Raw genomic sequence first — 18,538 nt, 5'->3', positions numbered from 1 at the left:
TGATTGCTTAGTTGAAATTCATGTTTGTAGTTGTGTCAAAATAAAGTGCCTTCAATACTTTCCTTTTAATAGATGCGTTTAATACACCTAATTTTAAAAAGATTTTATATACCATGCATTCATAGTGGGGTGTTCGGAACCTGGTAGGGGTTCATTTAAAAGTATAAATCCAAATTTTTCATATAATAGACATGCAGTTTTTAATTCATGCATTGTTTCTAAATAGCACTTGTCATAGTGTTTAGATGCAAATGAAAAAGCTGTTTCCATTAGTTTCTTAGAAAACCCTAAACCTTGTGCTTTTGGAATTAAGTATAGCCTTTGTAACTCGCAAACTTTATCATGTTCGTTAAACGGTGCTATACCAATTCCACCAAAAACTTCTCCTTCCATTCCTACTACCCAATAGTTCGCATGTTTTAGATTATTATAATATTGGTGTAGGTCATTAAGTTGAGGAGCAAAATAACCTGTTCCAGGAAGCGCTAATCCAAGTGGTTTAATGAATCTTGTATAATTTCTTTTACTTTTGCATTGTCTTCTTTTTTCATTTCTCGAATAATCATATACGATCTCCTTCAATCCTGAAAATACTCAGGGTTAGGATTTTTTTGATACATACGTGTATTCGACTTGATACGAGAGATATAGTAGGCCTCTTTATTTTGTATATCTTGAAGGTCTTTTAAATTAAAATAACCTAAATCTCGGATACATAAATCATTTGCTGTCACAGTTGGGACACACAGAGAGCCGTAAGTGCGATCATGTTGTTTACCTGGACCTGTATGAATATGTAGGAACTGTTCACTTTCAAATCCTTGATTTTATTAGCTTGATAGCGATGTGGTGCTATTCCTACATGTTCTGAATAAGAATAAGTACCGTTATTTTTTTATTTAAAAAGCATTGGCAAAAATCCAACAATGTCGTAAGCAAGGTGGCAAATCCAACTTACCCAAACGCTCTTTGAATTTTTCCATATATAATTCAGTAATAACCTAACAGGTACTATAGTTATCAATAATTGTATTGGTACAAAACCATAAGCAGGAATATGCCACAAAGCAAACAGAACACTACATATTATCGATGCTGTACCAAATTTTAATCCTAATTTTTGTAATGCGATAATTGTGTTAGTACATAGTAATTCTTCACCCATTAACATAAATGGTACACGGATTAAAATCATCGAAATACTTATTACTTGAGCAACAGAATTTGTAGTTGGAGGTTCAAAAATATAGCCATATATTGCGCCTAAACCCATGCCAACGATAATTGTTAAAGGTACCCCCCAGAGTAATGTCTTAAATTTAAAATGCTTGAATTGCTCTAAAGATATTTTCCCTAAAAAATAGTATCCTATAATTCCACATAATACAAGATTCCATGAAACTTCAAAAATTTTTGTCAATAATTCAGGTATATTACCCGCTATAAATGCGATACATTGATATAAAATTCCAGAAATAATTAATAATCCTAAAGCTAAAAGAGATTTCGAATCAATTTTCTTCTCTGTTTGCATAAGCTTGGTTTCCAAAACAACCCCTTCTCTCTTATTATTTCGATAATTACAAATATATAATAACATTTTTACTAATTAACGGTAATTGAGACGAGTACAATAACTTTTATTAAGTATCCACCTAAATTTCATATTCCCAAAAGGTACAGCTTTAGATATAGTATATTCTTTGCAGCGTAAACTACTTCAAAAGGTATCAAAATGTACTTAAGACATACTTCATAAGTACACACACTTTTTGAGATGTGTTTGTTGAATGATTTTATGCTTATTGGAGGAGGATAGTGTCCCTATCAGTTGGATACACCACAGAGAATCCCCTTGTTGTGCTGTTTATTGTTTTTAATATTTAATTTGGTACATGAAATTTTACAATTAATTTATTCCTTTGTTTTTGGCGTACCGCCAACATTTTAACGAAAATATACGCTAAGCAAAATTCGACAAGAGAAAACGTTGATTTTACTACTCTAAGCGATATCGTCAATCTCAAAAACGTAGGTATTTGAGACAAAGGAACTTCAACTTTAAATATGCTGAAAATAGCTTGAATAGTGTCTCAAAACTCATCTTTAAATCAAAATCTCAATTCAGATTGTGTTATTGAGTTTTGAGAATCCCTTAGAGTATAAAAACGTTAAAATGTGCGTGCTACCCCTTCATTAAAACTATCTGACCGTTTTTGATATTCAACTGCTTTTGTTAGATGTAAGGTATTCCAAATACTGATGGCATTGATAATTATGTTTAAAGCACTGGCTCTTTGCAATTGATGCTGCATGGTTCGTTCCCTAAGTTCTCCTTGTTTTCCAAAAATAATAGCTCTTGCCAGTCCATTCATGGCTTCTCCTTTCTTCAATCCTCTTTGTATTTTTCTTCTTAGAGATTCATCCGAAATGTAATTAAGAATAAAGATTGTTTTTTCTATTCGCCTCATTTCACGTAAGGCTGTAGCTAAGCTGTTTTGTCTTGAATAAGAACCTAATTTCCCCATAATAAGGGATGCTGAGACTGTTCCTTCTCTTATTGAATGAGCTAATCGGGGTCACCATATCAAAAAAAGAAAATTGTACGTTTAGACACAATTTAGACATATTTTAAGGCGTATGCTCTACGTTAAGACCATCTTTCTTATTAGGTTAATTTTTCTAAAGAAAAGGCACCCTTTCGAGTGCCTTTCACTATAACCCATGTTATTTATAAATAATATATGCTCAAGTTTATTGGGTTACTAATTTTATAAATGTTGATAGTAGTTACAATAAAATGTATTTAGTTTTAAAACAGCTTGTAATACTTCTTCTGGATCATCTTTTTCAAGCATCTGTGTAATTGATAAATAATATAACTTTTCATTTAATTGGTTTGATTTTATGGTCATTCTTAATCCTGTAAGTTCGTTTAACATTAAATGATATCTTTTAGCATCGTCAGGATTACTCGGAATATTTTGTTTTAGAATACACTCACAATCTAGAGCTAAATTTATAAATTCTTGATCTTTCGTCACGTTATCCTCCTTTATTGCAGCCAACTGTTATCTATCTTATTAATCCAATATTGCATAGCTCCACCTTCTCTATATTCTTGAATTACACTTGTTTCTTTAAGATATTGAGTTTGAGAAGCTGTAAATCCTTTAAGTATTCTCGTCCCTTTGGGTACCTTAATTGTATATTGTGTATTGAGCGGATTCCCCCAAACTTCTAATACGGCTAACTCATTTCTAGTTTCTTCAATATTTCTTTCTTTATCTCCCCACCAATAGCCAAGGCCATATTTAGATTCTGGTTCACCAGCCTTGCTTCTTCTATATAATGTAAGTGGCTTATCAGTCTCTATAATTTCTATTTTTAACTCCTTAAATGCTAATACATCTGAATTTGTTCCTTTAAAATCAAAATTAGAAAATCCTGAAGATCGTATTACCTCTCTCTTTAAACTTGCGCGCTCCATTATACTCAGATTTAAATTATCTATTTTATCTAAAGCCTGATTTATGTCTTTAACTGACCAATTTTTCAAATCACTATTTCTAATATAACTGATTTTTTCTTCTAGATTAGTATTATCATTGAAAGTACTAGTCATTTGCTCAATATTGCTTAAATTGATGTTTTTTTCTTGTGCATATGTAATTGAAAAAGGAAAACCCCCCATTAATAAAATCAACATGCTTATAATAGAAAAATACTTTTTCATAATTAATTATGTCCCCTTATATGAATCTATTTTTAACCCTTTTAATTAGAAATAAAATCTAGTTTTCTTAAAATAAATTTCCATACCGGTTCTTCTCCTGTAATGACAGATACTCTACCAATCATTCCTGTATGTAGTTCTTGTAAATCTTTTGTATCAATTGTGGCTTCTAGTTCATACATATACCCTTTCGTATCTTTATCAAAAGTAGGATATGCTGATACATATGTTATTTGTCCCATTTGTTTATCTGTTTTTTGTAACTTAAATGAATATTGTACTTTATCCCCTTTTTTTATTCCTTTTATCTCTTGAGCTGGTAATAAGATTCTTACTTTTTTTTGTTCTTCTTTTGGGATAATTGAAACAATCTCTTGGCCAGGATTAATTAAATCCCCTTGTTGCAAGATAGAAGGAAATTGTACAATCCCGTCTTTTTGTGCCTTTATGATTGCTGTTTCATTTTGATGACGGAGTCCATCTAACTCTTGCCTTTTAATAAATAGTTCTTGTTCTAGGGATTGAATACGTTGATTCACTGAAATCATAGACTCGTCTTTATATTGATTTAAAGCATCTTTCTTTTGTTCTTGTTTCCCTTCTTTAGTAACATCAATTTTTGTTCTTTCATGCTCTAAAGCTTCTTTTCGTTGTTGGATACGCTTTTCTACACTGTTTTGTTGAGATTCTAAATTCCCTTTTTTATCATTCATTACTTGTTTTTGATCTTCTACTATATTTTCTTTTGTTTTTTGTTTTTCAATTGTGTCTATTTCCCTTTGGATATTTTCTCTTTCTGCAATTAGTCCTTGTAAAATTTCATCTTGTTCGTTTGAAAATTTGCTATTCTCTATTTTTTTTATTTCATTGTCATTTTCATTTTGTATAGATTGATATCTTTGATCATAAGCCTGATATTCTTCTCTTATTTTTTTATCCACATCATCAGGAAAAGAAGATTTATGAGACCGGATACTCTCTTTCAATTGCTCTAACATTCCCTTTTGTTTTTCTAAATGTTGTACAATTTGGTCGATCTGGTTTTGTTTATCTGTTAATTCCTGATTCTTTAACTGGAGTAAAATATCTCCTTTTTTCACTTCGTTACCAGACTTTACATTGATTGTATCTACCACACCTACAATTTGAGTACGAGACACACTTATGTCTGATTTTCCTTGTATCATTGCCGTTCCCTTACTTACAATATCTACTCTACTGACATAAGCCCAGATTAAAAAAGTAAATAAACTCATCAAAAGAAAAACGAGTAATCCAGCAATAAAACGAGGAGGCTTTCTTTCCAATAATTCCACACTATCCGTTAATTGATCAAAAGAATAGATTTTACTCATATTGGTTATCTCCCATTACATATGATTGCGATTCTATATGTTCGACATGAACCGTTTGATTCTTCCAAAGGCGATAATACTCACCTTTATAGAATAATAATTCCTCATGAGAGCCACGCTCTATAATATTCCCTTTTTCCATTACAAAGATTTGGCTTGCATGTTGAATTGTACTCAATCTATGAGCAATCATAATCACGGTTACTCCTTGTGAACCTAATTCTTTTAACATATCTGTAATATGTTTTTCAGTTGTAGAATCTAAATTACTTGTCGCTTCATCTAATATTAAAATGTCTGGTTTCTTTAATAATGCCCGTGCAATTGCTAAACGTTGTCTTTGTCCACCAGATAAATTTGATGCATTTTCTTCTAAAAAAGTTTCATATCGTAATGGCAATTCACTAATAAACTCATGTACACAAGCTTGCTTACATACTTGTATAACTTCTTCCAAAGTAACTTTTTGTTCTAAGCCAAAACATAAGTTTTCATAAATAGAAGCACTAAAGAAAAATGATTCTTGAGAAACATATGCAATTCGATCTCGTAGTGCAGTACGATTTATCTCTTTAATGTGGTAATCATCATAATATATATCCCCTTGTTGTGATTCATAATAATGCATTAATAATTTTGAAATTGTTGTTTTTCCAGAACCACTTTCCCCTACAAAAGCTGCTTGACTACCTGGTTCAATAGAAAAACTTATATTATTTAAAACATCCTTGCGTGTTCCATAACGGAATGTAACATTTGAGCATTCAATCTTACCTGATAATTGTTTAGGAGATACCTTATTATCCTCTTTTTGACTTTTTTCTTGATCTAAATCAAAAATCTCATTTAATCTTTCTCCAGCAACTAATGCAGATTGCATAGTAGGTTGAATTCCAATTAAATTTTCAATTGGATTTAAAAAATAAGCTAAGAGTGCATTATATGTAATTAATTCACCTATTGTCATATTTCCTTTTAATACTTGCATAGCACCAATCCAAAGAATAACTGTCCCTCCAATTAACTCAAGTCCAATCTTAATAGAAACTTGCAAATTAGATAGCATTCCTCTTTTAAATACATGCTTTAATAAATTAACAAAACGACTTTCAGTTTGAAAAAACACTTCTTTTTCAGCGTTATAAGACTTTATAGTTGCGATCCCATTTAAAGATTCTACTAAATAAGAATTCAACTTTGCATTACTCTCCATTTCTTCTCTATTAATAGATTGATATGGCTTATGAAAGGCAAAAATAATACCTATATAAAAAGGTATTAATAATAAAGTAAAGCCAAATAAAACTGGACTATGTATATATAATAAAATAGCGCCTAATGTCACCATTACTGTATCAATCATTAATGTCACTGTTATTGTTGATAGCGCATCCCTTATTTTACTTGCATCCATAAATCTAGAAATAATTTCTCCTATTTTTCTTGTTTCAAAAAAGTTTATCGGTAATCCCACAACATGGCGATAATAGCCTAGCATTAATTGAATATCTATTCGTCTGCTTAAATATAAGATCAAATGCGTACGAAAATAAGAAAGAAGTACCTTAAAGATATACAATATAATAATTCCAATTGATACAATATGAAGCGTCTGTAATAACTGATTCGTCACAATATCATCAATTAAAAATTTAAAATAAAAGGCTCCCAATAATCCAAATAAATTAAAGAAAATAGAAGCAAAAAATAAAGGTACTAATAAATTAGTTTGTTGTTTCAGTAAAAATAAAAAACGAGAAAGTGTACTTTGTAATGCCTTACCTTTTTGGAAATTCTCAGTAGGCGTCATAAGAACTAAAATGCCAGTCCATATTTGACCGAACTCTTCTAATAAGTATGTGACAAATCCTTTCTCAGGATCTGCAATATAAATTTTATTATTTTTAATTTTATAAATTACTACATAATGAAGTAACCCTCCTCCCATCACTACATGTGCAATAGCAGGTAAGGTGATTTTTTCTAATGCTTCAAAATTTGTAGCTTTTACTCCTTTTACTCCAAAACCTAATTTCTCTCCAGCTTCTATTAAGCCTTTTATATTGGTTCCTTCTAAATCCGTACCAGCTATTTCTCTAATTTTTGATATAGACATAGTAAAACCATAATAACGAGAAATCATTGCAAGACATGCTGGCCCACAATCTTTTAAATCCTGTTGTTTAATACAAGTGAACTTTTTTTTAAACACAATCACAGCCTCTTCTCTTTACATTCGTATATATAATTTAATTATATATAAATATATAAAAAAAGGATGTAATATGCAATTTTGCATATTACATCCTTTTTCAGGTAATTTATGTTATTTTAAATATAACGATTGTTATATTTTGATTTATGTATAAAATAATTAAATCATATAAAGCAATCTAAAATTATATATCAAAGGGGAATAACATTATGAAAATCAATGAAATGACAGAACAACTTACAGAAAAAGAGCTTCTAGAAATCTCAGCAGGTGGAAGCTGCCTTAATAAAATTGGAGCAGGCGTTGTTAAAGGTATCTTCGCAGGTGGTGCTGCTGGTGCTGCTGCAACAATGGGATTAGGTACAGCAGGTGGCGCATTTGTTGGAGCTCATATCGGAGCTGCTGCTGGCGCAATTACTTGTCTTGGAGAATAAAAAATAAAAGGACTGATATAAATGAAAGAAATTAATAATACCCTTACACAACTATCAGAAGAAGAATTAGAAAACATTAATGGCGGAGGCTGCACTTGGAAAAAAGCTGCTGCTGAAGCTGCTGGTGGAATTATCATTGGTTCTATGGGAGGCCCATGGGGTGCTCTAGGTGGCGGAGTAACAGGCGCTGCATTATGCTATTTAAATGATTAAGTAATATAAGTAAATCCCCCTAATTAAAAATAATTAGGGGGATTTACTTATATTACAGAAAATAAAATTTAATATAATTCGACCAATAAAATAATGTTCACTAACAATCATTTGACATTTATATAAAAAGCGATGTAATATATAAATAACACAAGGACAAATATATATTCCATCGGAGGAATCTTATATTGAATATGAAAATGAAATTAACACGTATTGAAAAAGGTTTAACACAAAAACAACTTGCTGACTTAGTCAATGTAAGTAGACAAACCATTGGATTAATTGAAAAAGAAGAGTATAATCCATCTTTAAAACTCTGTATGTCTATCTGTATAGCCTTAGATAAAACATTAAACGATTTATTTTGGGAAGGAGAAATTAAATGAAAACAATTATAGAAAAAATCATCTTAGGTCAAAAATCAAATGATGAGTATCAAGAAAAAGCATATACAAAATATATAGCAGAAGCAGGTATTTTAGTTATGTTAATAAATTTTTTATACTTAACTATAAAAACTATATATTTGAAAGAAATTTCCACTGATATTATTGTCTGCTTAACACTATTTATAATTTTTTGTGGATATATAACTATTAGAATTTCTAAAAGTAACATTGACTTCATTAATATTACTTCAGAGACAGACTTAGAGAAAAACAAAAAGAAACTTTTAAAAAATACAATTTTACAAAGTATAATCTTTTTTATTGTTTTTAGTGGATCGGGTTATGTCATAAATAGTCCGTTTTCATGGACTTCAAATATAATTACTAGTATATTTTTCGGTATAGCAATCTACTTGATAAATAAAACAAATGCCAAAAAATCTTTAAAAATGAATAATGAATTAAATGATTAATCTATTTATTTAACTATACAAGTAAAAAAGGAGGAATATATATCATCAATAGTAAATCACCATTAAGAAAAAAATTCCTATTCCTGTTTATATTTATCTTCCCAACAGTTTTATTTAAATTCTTTGAGGATAGGGATTTAATAAATGCTTTAAAAAATTTAATTGTATTTTCATTAATAAGCTTTGTTATAATCTTTATTGTTGATACAATATCAAATTTAGTAAACAAATATGATAAACACAAAAAGTGAGTGAATTAGAGGAAGCATTTACATCTTAATGAAAGTATAGACTAATTAAAATTCGACATAAAATAAGCCGGATTTCCTACTTTAAGGAACATTCGGCTTATTTTCTTTAGATTATAATGTGTTTTGTTCATATTCTTTGATTATTTTATAAAAAGTATTTTTCTTTAGTTCTAATAGCTCCATAAATTCACCCCCAGTAATTTCTCTATTTTTCCATTTTGGATAAGTTTCTTCTATTATAAATAGTTGCTTTTGGCTTAATGTTGAAAGATTAAGTTGAGGACGCCCTAAGTGCTTTCCTTGAGATTTAGCTACAGCAATACCTTCCGCTTGTCGCTGACGAATCTTTTTACGTTCTTGATCCGCAACATAGGAAAGCAAAGATAAAAATTGATCTTCCATTAATCGGCCCATATCACCCATCTCACGAAATTTCCGACTATCAAACAAGGTTTCATTTTCTAAAACTACGATATCCGCTTGTAATTCTCTTGTTATATACTTCCATTCTGAAATTACCTCATCATAATTGCGGCCCATACGATCTAAGGCATCTATGTAAACAATATCACCTGTACTTAATATCTTTCGTAATAATTGATATTGAGGGCGATCAAAATGTCGTCCACTTGCTTTATCGACAAAAATGCGTCGAGCTTCCACTCCGCGTTCCATCATCTTATGTAATTGACGTTGTTCATTTTGATCTTTTGTACTTACACGTATATATCCATAAATATTTGCCACGTTTTGTATTCTCCTTACATTTGTTACCACAATTATATCATATTTGTTTATAAAGGTATTCATTAAAAATAAACGTTTACAAAGTGATTTGAATCACCTTTATAAACTTGATGTTTCAACGTTTCCTAGATAGGGTCCTATAGTTTGTAAAGGTATACCTTTTTAAACGATTAAAAAATCTCAACCTAATAAAGTAATTTTTTTAGACTATCTTTATGTTTTCGCATTCACCAATAATAAGTATTCTGTAGATTTTATCAATACCTAAATACCTCTAAAAAATATATATTTTAGTAAATGATGCTTATTGGAAAAGGGGCTAATGAACATGAAGATAAAAAAGAGGCAATTGGTAACAACTATATATCCAGGTCAGTTATTTAGCACTGCAAATTTACCCGAAGGCACAAGGTTTTTAAAATGGGAATTGGCAGGTGGTGGCGATTTAGATGATATTCTATTTGACGTAATGGAAGATAAATTTTGGGACATGGATGAACTTATTTTTAGTGATGTTTTACATGAAAATCGAACTGAAGTGGTACCAAATAAAGAAATGTACATTAATAATGTTAGGAATGCTACATCATTAGTTGGCATAAACATATATGCTTTAATTTATGAGTAAAGACGCCGTAATATTTCTCAATACCCATTTTTTTCTACAAATTGTATATTTTAGTTAGGTTGCTGTAGTAACCTAACTAAAATATACAATTATTATGAAATGGGGAATGGATATGGAAACAAAAGCGACAGTAGAGATTGCAAGAGTAAGATCAGGTAAAGAGCCACAACCAGGACAGAAAAATCGTTCAAGTGGTAACTTTAGTACTGAGAATCTTCCTGCAGGAACAAAATATTTGAAATGGGAGGTTATAGGTGGCGGAGATCCGGATTTTATTAGCTTTAATGTAATGGAAGATAAGTCCGCTGCAACGGATCCTACTCATTTCTCTGGTGTATTAAGTGGCAATCGGACAAGTGTTATATCAAAAAGATCTCTTTATATTGCTAACCCTAAGAATGCTACCTCTGAATTTACTGTAATCGTATCTGCTATGGTTCAATAAGTAAAATCAAAAAGGAGACTACGAAATATTTTTTTAGTCTCTTTTTTATCGGTTACTTCTTCGCTCTTTCTATTTAACTTATTTAGAAAGAATAAGATTTTTTGATAATTGGGGAAATAAAGTTTCTTATGTCGACGGACACGCGATCCTAATACATAAAGAATATTCCTGTGATTTTTTCAATATAGGTGTATCTTATAATCAATAAAAAAATTCAAATTTATGTTACACCTGTATGAGGAAAGGTTTTTGATTTAATAGGGAAAAATACTATAGGGAGGAATAAAACATGTCTTTGAAAAAGAAATTAGGTATGGGAGTGGTTTCAGCCGCTCTTGGTTTATCTTTAATTGGTGGGGGGACATATGCGTATTTTAGTGATCAAGTTGTGACGAATAACACATTAGCCGCGGGGACATTAGATCTTGCTATGCAGCCTACCACTTCTCTCAATTTAGATAATTTAAAACCTGGGGATAAAATTTTAAAGAAATTCAATTTAAAAAATAGTGGTACGTTAGATATTAAAGATGTTCTAATGAAAGTGGATTATACCGTGAACGATTTAAAACGAGATAATCAGGAAGACGATTTCGGTAAACATATTAAAGTACAATTTCTTTGGGATTGGGATCCAGCTAAAAGTCCTGTATACGAAACAACTCTTGCAGAATTAAAATCACAAAATCCGGAAGTCACGTCTCATAAAGTATTCCTTGCAAAATGGGCAGAGACGGGTGGATTAAAGGCGGGTAAGATGGATTGGTTCTGGATAAAGTTTATCTTCGAAGATAATAATATGGATCAGAATATGTTCCAGGGAGATAGTATTGCGATGAAAATGGAATTCCAAGCGAATCAAACAGAAGGACAAGAAAGATAATATTGCAAGACCCATATATGGAAAATCTAAGACTTCTAAGACCTAACATTTTAGAAGTCTTACTTTCATATTTCAAATCGGAGTAATATTTATGAAAAAAAGAGTAAACTGTAATCATACCAGGTTTTTATCTGTTAAAAAAACTTTGCAGCAGAACCCAGCACTTTATCTGGGTTCTTATTTTCATTTACCTTATGCTTTGTCTCATATAGATTGTTTAATACACGATTATACTCATTTCTTGTAATTTCTTTATTATACAACTGAATTAATAAATCTTTATGCTCCTTTGAAAAGGCCATTTTATCAAAAAACTTAGGATACATAGTACCATTCTCTCCGCTTCATGTTGGGTTTTATATGATAAACTAGAAGTAGAAAAACCCATATCTATATAGAATAGGGTTGGGTTTTTCTACTTCTAGTTTAGACGTCGTTGTATAGTATAAATATTAGCTGAGTATTGAATTATAACATAAAAGTTATACCCTTAGTTATTTTTCTAAGGGGTCAGGTACCGGCAAATGTGTGAACGTCCTGTCCGTGGGCTTTAGAATCGAATCGTGGAGATTGCATGTTTATATACAAGCTGTTGTTTCCCCTCATATTCTATTAAAATAGAAAAAGTATCATATCCTCTTATTATTCCTTTTATATGTAGTCCTTTTAACAGGATTAACGTGATATCCTTCTTCTTTTGAAACGCTTCTTGTAATAAGTGTTCCTGTGAAAATAGTATGTTCTTACCTCTATCCTTTTGAAATGATTGTAATTTCGTTTCCAATGAATTCTCCCCCTATTCTTCTCATACAGTTACTTTGTATTGTTCTAGTTCAGCTAACAGTTGTTTTAGCCCCTCTGGACTCAACGTCAGCTTTCCGCCTACTAGTTTTACATTCCTTGAAGATATTTCTCCTGTGATAGGACAAGTACCATGAGGTGTATATTTTTGTAGAACAATCGCATCTTCTTCTACAAAAAATTCTAAAGCATCGCTTGTTTCCACCTGTAAAGTTTTTCTTGTTTCTTTTGGTATTACAATTCGTCCCAAATTATCTACTTTTCTTACAATACCTGTTGCTTTCATAAGCATGCCCTCCTTTTTTTACAAATAGAATATTCCACATATCGCGTAATTGTTTACATTATTTTAAAACCATATATACTATAAAAAGTTTATCTCAATCTGTAGAAATATTCTCCAGGTCTTCTTACGTCCACTGTTGCAAACCTTCTATTCTCTTCATGCTCTCAATCACTTTTTCGTCACTCACTATATAATAAACCTCATTTCCTTTTCGCTCATAGGAAACGATCTTAAACTGTTTTAACTTTATTAACTGCTGTGACATTGTAGATTGTGGAACACGTAGTAACTTCTGTAACTCGGATACATTTAATGGACCTTTCGCAATTAATTCTCGAACAATCATCAAACGCATAGGATGTCCAAGTATCCGCAATATATCTGCAGGTCTCTCATAATACTCAATATCCATATAGAAAGCTTTTGGCATAATCTCTTCCCCTTTTTGGATGAACGTTTTTTATAACCTAATATCATCTATTTGTTCCGCCAATGTTTTATATATGCAAGGGCTTCATCTAAGTATCTATATTCTTATAACTATATTATTCCTCAAAATTCTCCCTATTTCCTCTTTGTATCTTACATTGTTTCCGATGTATCTTACTAAATAACTCATTTACTTCACTCTGTTTTATATTCTCTGGTATTTCTAATGTGCGTCCAAACGTTTTCCTACAAGAAATTTTTCATACTTTAATTTGCTTCGTAGAGACCGAATTTTGAAGTTTTTCCTTTTTCTGCTGTTCCTTCAGATGCTCCAATTGCAATAGTCTCTTTTTCATACATAAATAATCCTTTGGAATACCTTCTCGCAGACTTAAATCATATAGTAAACTGTTAAAATAGTTCCGCTGTCTTAAGGTAGACTTTCTTCTCCGCATAGAGTGTTCCATCTGTTGCAATAGCTCTGTTAGCTCAACAGTAGAAAAATCCACTTCTATCCACTTCTGAAAAAAACGTGTTTTTTCTAGATAGACCATTACTTGCTCGACAAACGCATCCGTAATAAAAGATCTATCTTCCTCTACAACAACATAGTCCATATCCTGAAGAAGCGTACGAACAATTCCTCGAATATCAGTGAGAAACCCCTGTTGTAGAGAGCGTTCTAAATCTGTAAATACCATTCTACCAACAATCCTTTCTTACAACCATGTAGTCTAATTAACATAAAAAGTTCGGTCCGTATGTTTTTTAGTCTAAAAAACATATAGTAAATATATAATAATAAATATAATGTAATAGTATCAAAATCGGTATTGAGAAAATAGTAAAATGGATATATGTTGTACATATTTATTGTATACTATAAATAATCTGTCATTAAATCCCTTGTATATAAGAAAAGCGAGATAAAAGAGCTCGCTTTTCTTTTTGTTTGCATATAATTTCATGAAAAAACCTCAATACATGTTAAGGAGGACAAAATAGAAATGCAATGAAAAGAGGAGCCCTTTAGCATAGGAGGGCGATGACAGTTGCATATGTAACTGTTAACTAGGCACATTCTATTATATATATTTTATCTACTTAAATATGAATAATTTTAATTTCTGAAATATTTAACTACCCCTACAATAAATACTACAACTGTACGAAGGGAAATGGGAAGTTGAAAACGAGAGAGCTTCTTACTGTAGAACAAAGGGAATACTTTTATGAAGTTCCTGAGCATATGGACGAGAGAGAAATTCTACGATATTACACAATATCTGATGAAGAATTGCAAATTATAAATAAACAACGCGGTGCTGCCAATCGATTAGGTTTTGCCATACAAATTGCTTACTTACGCTTTCCTGGGAGACCATTATCTGCAAATGAAACAATTCCAGATTTTATTGTACATACAGTTGCTAAACAACTAAGAATTTTACCTTCAGCTATACAGAACTATGCACGTGGGCGTGATGCAACGCGGCGAGAACATTTGAGTAAAATCAGAAATACATTAGGATTTCGGACATTTACTTTAAAAGAATATCGAGAGCTAGCACGTTGGCTTCTCCCAATGGCAATGAAAACAGATCAAGGCCATCTTTTAGTAGAGGCTCTTATTACAGAAATGAGGAAAAGAAAAATCATTCTTCCAGCCATATATGCAATTGAACATGTAGCATGGGCTGTACGTGAACGAGCACATAGAAAGATTTTTAAACAATTAACAAGAAATCTTACTTCTTCTCAATGTAAGCAACTAGACAAGTTATTAAGTGTAGGAAAAGGATACAAGTTTTCGTATTTATCATGGCTTCGGCAACCTTCAGGTGTTGTTTCTGTAAAAAATTTTCACAAGATTATGGATCGAATAGAGTTTATTCAAAAATTAAATTTACCTTTAGAGAACGGCAGAGAAGTGCATCAGAATAGATTGCTACAGATGGCACGTGAAGGATCACGTTATTCTAATCAACATTTATCTAGGTTTCATGAGCTCAAACGACATGCAACTCTTATGGCTTTTCTCATTCATATATATGCTTTTTTAACAGATCAGGGAATAGAGATGCTTGAAAAACTAATGGGTAGAATGTTTAATCGTGGAGAAAAGAAACATAAGGAACATTTTCAAAAGGACGGAAAAGCGATTAATGAAAAGGTTCGTTTATACGCAAAAGTTGGAAAGGCTTTAATTGAAGCAAAAGAATTAGAACAAGACCCATTTGAATCTTTACAATCTATTATTTCATGGGAACAATTTGTACAATCAGTAGAACAGGCTGAAGAACTAGCCAGACCAGCAGAATTTGACTATTTAGATCTATTAGACAATCATTATGGGCATTTTCGGAAGTTTGCCCCTAGATTATTAAGTACGTATGTATTTAAAGCCTCTAAAGCGAGCCATACTTTATTTCAAGCCCTAGAGATGTTGAAAGAAATAAACCAAACAGGAAAAAGAAAAATCCCTGAAACAGCTCCAATGGATTTTCTCAAATCGAAATGGTTCAAGCATGTAATGAAAGAAAATGGTATTGATCGTCATTACTATGAGTTCGGTATCTTTTCGGAATTATGTAATCATCTTCGTTCTGGGGACATGTGGGTTGTAGGAAGTAGACAATATAAGGATTTTGAAGAATATCTTTTACCTCCAGAAAAATGGAAAGAATTAAAGGAGAAACATCAAGTTCCACTAACAATCCCAACCAACATAGATCAGTATTTACAGGAACGATTTGAGTTAATGGAAGAGCAACTCACTAAGGTAAATCATTTAATTCAAAATCAATTATTGCCAGATGTTGAAATCTATGCAGATAAAATACAAATTGCATCTTTAAAGAAAATGATTCCGGATGAGGTCGAAGATCTAACTAGACTTATTTATAGTGTATTACCCCGCATTACATTAACAGATCTATTGGTAGAAGTAGATAGCTGGACCCATTTTAGTAAACATTTTGTTCATCTTCATACCCAAACTGAGCCAAAGGATAAATCTGTATTATTCGCAGCTATTTTGGCTGATGGAATTAATCTTGGTCTTTCAAAGATGGCAGATGCATGTCCAAATATATCTTATACACAATTAGCTTGGATATCGGATTGGTATATAAGGGATGAAAATTACTCCAAAGCACTTGGAGCAATCACTGATTTTCAGCATAAATATCCATTCTCTTCTCATTGGGGAGATGGTTCGACTTCATCTTCTGATGGACAATTCTTTAGAGCTGGTGGTCAGTCTAGTCCGTTAGCACAAGTAAATGCAAAGCATGGTAGGGATCCAGGATTAAGTTTTTATACCCATATCTCAGATCAATACGCCCCATTTTATGTACAAGTTATTAGTTCTTCAGAAGAAGCGCCACATATTATTGATGGCCTACTATATCATGAAACAGATTTGGAAATTGAAGAACATTATACAGATGCTGCGGGCTTTGTAAATCATGTCTTTGCCATGTGTCATATGTTAGGATTTCGATTTGCTCCTAGAATTAAAACGTTTAGTAAAAATAAAATTTATACGTTTGAAAAGCCCTTAAATCGACCGCATCTAGAATTTATGATCGGTGGAACAATTCATACAAAGAAAATAAGAGAAAATTGGGATGATTTATTACGATTAACTAGTTCTGTTCGTAATGGAACAGTCACAGCTTCTCTTATTCTTAAAAAGCTTGCAGCCCATCCAAGACAGAATAGCTTGTCTGTAACTTTGCGTGAGATAGGAAGGATTGAAAGAACATTATATACATTAGAATGGTTGCAGAGTCCTGAGCTTAGAAGACGTGTACAGGTTGGCTTAAATAAAGGTGAAGCAAAACATGCACTTGCTCGAGCTGTATTTTTTAACCGATTAGGTGAAATTCGTGATCGTTCTTATGAGGATCAATTACATAGAGCAAGTGGCTTGCAACTTCTTATTTTAGCAATCGTATTATGGAATACGGTATATATATCACGTGCAGTAGATGCATTACGTGCAAAAGGCATGGACATTCCAGAAGAATATTTACAACATATATCTCCACTTGGATGGGAACATATTACGTTGACAGGTGATTATGTTTGGAATTTAAACCAAAAAGCAAGCTTCAATAACCTAAGACCATTACGAGAGAAAAACTCTATAAAAAAATGATAAATTGAATAACCGATTCCTTAACGTACAGGGAATCGGTTAATTTGTGTCCAAATTGTGTCTAAACGTACAATTTTCTTTTTTTGATATGGTGACCCCTATTACGAATCTACAAATGAAAAAGATAAGATCGGAGAGTATGATCTTATCTTTAGCGTAAGGGAAAAACAAATGACAGCAGCTTAATTTTTATAATAATATATTTTTCATTAACCTTCTATATAAAACCATAAATAACATATATATCTATATTGAGAAATTTATTGGGAAATTAGCTATAAATGATTCAAAACTCCAATGTAAACTTTTATCCAAAAGTTTACTTTCAAAACATTAATTTCATTAACCTTATCGGACTTTAGCTATTTTCAGCAAGATTAACAACAAAAGTTTACTTTCAAAACACTATAAATAAAGAGCTCGAGAAATCTATAAACAAAAATAATACACACTGACGATATTAAAAAGGCAAGCATCAAAATGTGCTTGCCTTTTCTTCTAACGACGATGTTCTACAAGATCAATTACACCTAAAACAACGTGAGCTAAGCCAAATCCAAATACGGTATTTGCAATCATCTTATTAGATCCACGAGTTTGCTTCAAAGCATAACCCGCAGCTGTAACTGCTGTACCTAATGTAGTTGGAATTAATCCTTCACGAATATTCATAGTAACATCCTCCTAGTATCGCAGTTAGTAATCCTGTTTTAATACTTTGGAATTAAAGTACTAAAACAAGTATTAGTATTTTCATGTCATGTGAAAATATGTGGGTTTATTTTAAATATTTTCTTTTTATTATACCTTTATGAATAAAAAAACTCCTTCCATGATTTACGAAAGGAGTTACGATACTTTGAAAGGGTATTTTCATTTTAATATAAGATGAAAAAAACTAGTATTGATAAAGTATAACTTTTTCGAATAGTTTTTATTTTCATACTTATAAAGATAAAAGAATTCTTTATACGTCTGTGAAGTGTTTCGAAAGGTACAGCTTTAGATATAGTATATTCTTTGCAGCGTAAACTACTTCAAAAGGTATCAAAATGTACTTAAGACATACTTCATAAGTACACACA

General features: G+C 31.4%; 19 protein-coding genes and 4 pseudogenes. 8 read left to right on the top strand and 15 right to left on the bottom strand.

Features of this window, described 5'->3' with window-relative positions:
• Positions 1–93: 93 nt before the first annotated feature.
• From C4S65_RS30540 to C4S65_RS30505, 8 genes and pseudogenes are all read right to left on the bottom strand, one after another.
• Positions 94–566: pseudogene (locus tag C4S65_RS30540) on the bottom strand (GNAT family N-acetyltransferase).
• 15 nt (positions 567–581) lie between these two features.
• Positions 582–806, bottom strand: a pseudogene (locus C4S65_RS30535) (transposase); the annotation flags it as partial.
• Between the two features lie 89 nt (positions 807–895).
• A complete protein-coding gene (locus C4S65_RS30530) occupies positions 896–1,549 on the bottom strand; it encodes a CPBP family intramembrane glutamic endopeptidase (protein ID WP_142391602.1) in 654 nt (217 codons plus the stop codon).
• Positions 1,550–2,210: 661 nt separating this feature from the next.
• Positions 2,211–2,576: pseudogene (locus C4S65_RS30525) on the bottom strand (Tn3 family transposase); the annotation flags it as partial.
• Positions 2,577–2,771: 195 nt separating this feature from the next.
• A complete protein-coding gene (locus C4S65_RS30520; RefSeq protein WP_061659267.1) occupies positions 2,772–3,044 on the bottom strand; it encodes a hypothetical protein in 273 nt (90 codons plus the stop codon).
• A gap of 11 nt (positions 3,045–3,055) precedes the next feature.
• Complete coding sequence (locus C4S65_RS30515) at positions 3,056–3,736, bottom strand: hypothetical protein (RefSeq protein WP_061659266.1); 681 nt, start codon at positions 3,734–3,736, stop codon at positions 3,056–3,058.
• A 41-nt stretch (positions 3,737–3,777) separates the two neighbouring features.
• On the bottom strand, positions 3,778–5,091 hold the full coding sequence (locus C4S65_RS30510; RefSeq protein ID WP_103945771.1) for an HlyD family efflux transporter periplasmic adaptor subunit: 1,314 nt from the start codon (positions 5,089–5,091) through the stop codon (positions 3,778–3,780).
• The gene (locus C4S65_RS30505) at positions 5,084–7,303 is read right to left on the bottom strand and encodes a peptidase domain-containing ABC transporter (RefSeq protein ID WP_044796669.1); all 2,220 of its coding nucleotides are present in this window, start codon (positions 7,301–7,303) and stop codon (positions 5,084–5,086) included. The genes C4S65_RS30510 and C4S65_RS30505 overlap by 8 nt, the downstream gene beginning before the upstream one ends.
• Positions 7,304–7,515: 212 nt before the next feature.
• Here C4S65_RS30505 and C4S65_RS30500 point away from each other — a divergent pair, with 212 nt between their 5' ends.
• From C4S65_RS30500 to C4S65_RS30485, 4 genes are all read left to right on the top strand, one after another.
• Positions 7,516–7,740 (top strand): hypothetical protein, encoded by a 225-nt coding sequence (locus tag C4S65_RS30500; protein WP_002204986.1) that lies wholly within the window; start codon positions 7,516–7,518, stop codon positions 7,738–7,740.
• 21 nt (positions 7,741–7,761) lie between these two features.
• A complete protein-coding gene (locus tag C4S65_RS30495) occupies positions 7,762–7,953 on the top strand; it encodes a Blp family class II bacteriocin (RefSeq protein WP_002204987.1) in 192 nt (63 codons plus the stop codon).
• 188 nt (positions 7,954–8,141) lie between these two features.
• Positions 8,142–8,342 (top strand): helix-turn-helix transcriptional regulator, encoded by a 201-nt coding sequence (locus tag C4S65_RS30490; RefSeq protein WP_172796617.1) that lies wholly within the window; start codon positions 8,142–8,144, stop codon positions 8,340–8,342.
• Complete coding sequence (locus tag C4S65_RS30485; protein WP_044796667.1) at positions 8,339–8,818, top strand: DUF6773 family protein; 480 nt, start codon at positions 8,339–8,341, stop codon at positions 8,816–8,818. Before C4S65_RS30490 ends, C4S65_RS30485 begins: the two co-directional genes overlap by 4 nt.
• A gap of 362 nt (positions 8,819–9,180) precedes the next feature.
• Here the strand turns inward: C4S65_RS30485 and C4S65_RS30480 are convergent, their stop codons facing one another.
• Positions 9,181–9,846 (bottom strand): recombinase family protein, encoded by a 666-nt coding sequence (locus C4S65_RS30480; protein ID WP_103945782.1) that lies wholly within the window; start codon positions 9,844–9,846, stop codon positions 9,181–9,183.
• A gap of 298 nt (positions 9,847–10,144) precedes the next feature.
• Between C4S65_RS30480 and C4S65_RS30475 the strand changes: the two genes are divergently transcribed.
• From C4S65_RS30475 to C4S65_RS30465, 3 genes are all read left to right on the top strand, one after another.
• The gene (locus C4S65_RS30475; protein WP_103945770.1) at positions 10,145–10,444 is read left to right on the top strand and encodes a hypothetical protein; all 300 of its coding nucleotides are present in this window, start codon (positions 10,145–10,147) and stop codon (positions 10,442–10,444) included.
• Between the two features lie 112 nt (positions 10,445–10,556).
• The gene (locus tag C4S65_RS30470) at positions 10,557–10,889 is read left to right on the top strand and encodes a hypothetical protein (protein WP_000448097.1); all 333 of its coding nucleotides are present in this window, start codon (positions 10,557–10,559) and stop codon (positions 10,887–10,889) included.
• Positions 10,890–11,178: 289 nt separating this feature from the next.
• Complete coding sequence (locus tag C4S65_RS30465; protein WP_000053744.1) at positions 11,179–11,772, top strand: TasA family protein; 594 nt, start codon at positions 11,179–11,181, stop codon at positions 11,770–11,772.
• A 134-nt stretch (positions 11,773–11,906) separates the two neighbouring features.
• Here C4S65_RS30465 and C4S65_RS30460 read toward each other — a convergent pair whose 3' ends face one another.
• The 5 genes and pseudogenes from C4S65_RS30460 to C4S65_RS30440 form a co-directional block, all read right to left on the bottom strand.
• A complete protein-coding gene (locus C4S65_RS30460; protein WP_098206993.1) occupies positions 11,907–12,098 on the bottom strand; it encodes a hypothetical protein in 192 nt (63 codons plus the stop codon).
• A 224-nt stretch (positions 12,099–12,322) separates the two neighbouring features.
• Complete coding sequence (gene hfq / locus C4S65_RS30455) at positions 12,323–12,556, bottom strand: RNA chaperone Hfq (RefSeq protein ID WP_000448532.1); 234 nt, start codon at positions 12,554–12,556, stop codon at positions 12,323–12,325.
• Between the two features lie 21 nt (positions 12,557–12,577).
• Positions 12,578–12,859, bottom strand: coding sequence for an AbrB/MazE/SpoVT family DNA-binding domain-containing protein (locus C4S65_RS30450; protein ID WP_050845507.1), 282 nt, complete (start codon positions 12,857–12,859; stop codon positions 12,578–12,580).
• A 124-nt stretch (positions 12,860–12,983) separates the two neighbouring features.
• Positions 12,984–13,289, bottom strand: coding sequence for a metalloregulator ArsR/SmtB family transcription factor (locus C4S65_RS30445; RefSeq protein ID WP_098206994.1), 306 nt, complete (start codon positions 13,287–13,289; stop codon positions 12,984–12,986).
• A 115-nt stretch (positions 13,290–13,404) separates the two neighbouring features.
• Positions 13,405–13,989 (bottom strand): annotated as a pseudogene (locus tag C4S65_RS30440) (hypothetical protein).
• Between the two features lie 485 nt (positions 13,990–14,474).
• Here C4S65_RS30440 and C4S65_RS30435 point away from each other — a divergent pair.
• The gene (locus C4S65_RS30435) at positions 14,475–17,453 is read left to right on the top strand and encodes a Tn3 family transposase (protein ID WP_103945769.1); all 2,979 of its coding nucleotides are present in this window, start codon (positions 14,475–14,477) and stop codon (positions 17,451–17,453) included.
• 498 nt (positions 17,454–17,951) lie between these two features.
• Here C4S65_RS30435 and C4S65_RS30420 read toward each other — a convergent pair whose 3' ends face one another.
• On the bottom strand, positions 17,952–18,125 hold the full coding sequence (locus C4S65_RS30420) for a hypothetical protein (protein ID WP_001025956.1): 174 nt from the start codon (positions 18,123–18,125) through the stop codon (positions 17,952–17,954).
• Positions 18,126–18,538: the final 413 nt, after the last annotated feature.

Origin of the sequence: Bacillus sp. ok061, assembly GCF_900108285.1 — a bacterium.
Lineage (GTDB): Bacteria > Bacillota > Bacilli > Bacillales > Bacillaceae_G > Bacillus_A > Bacillus_A thuringiensis_S.
This window is presented reverse-complemented; position numbering and strand designations above follow the sequence as displayed.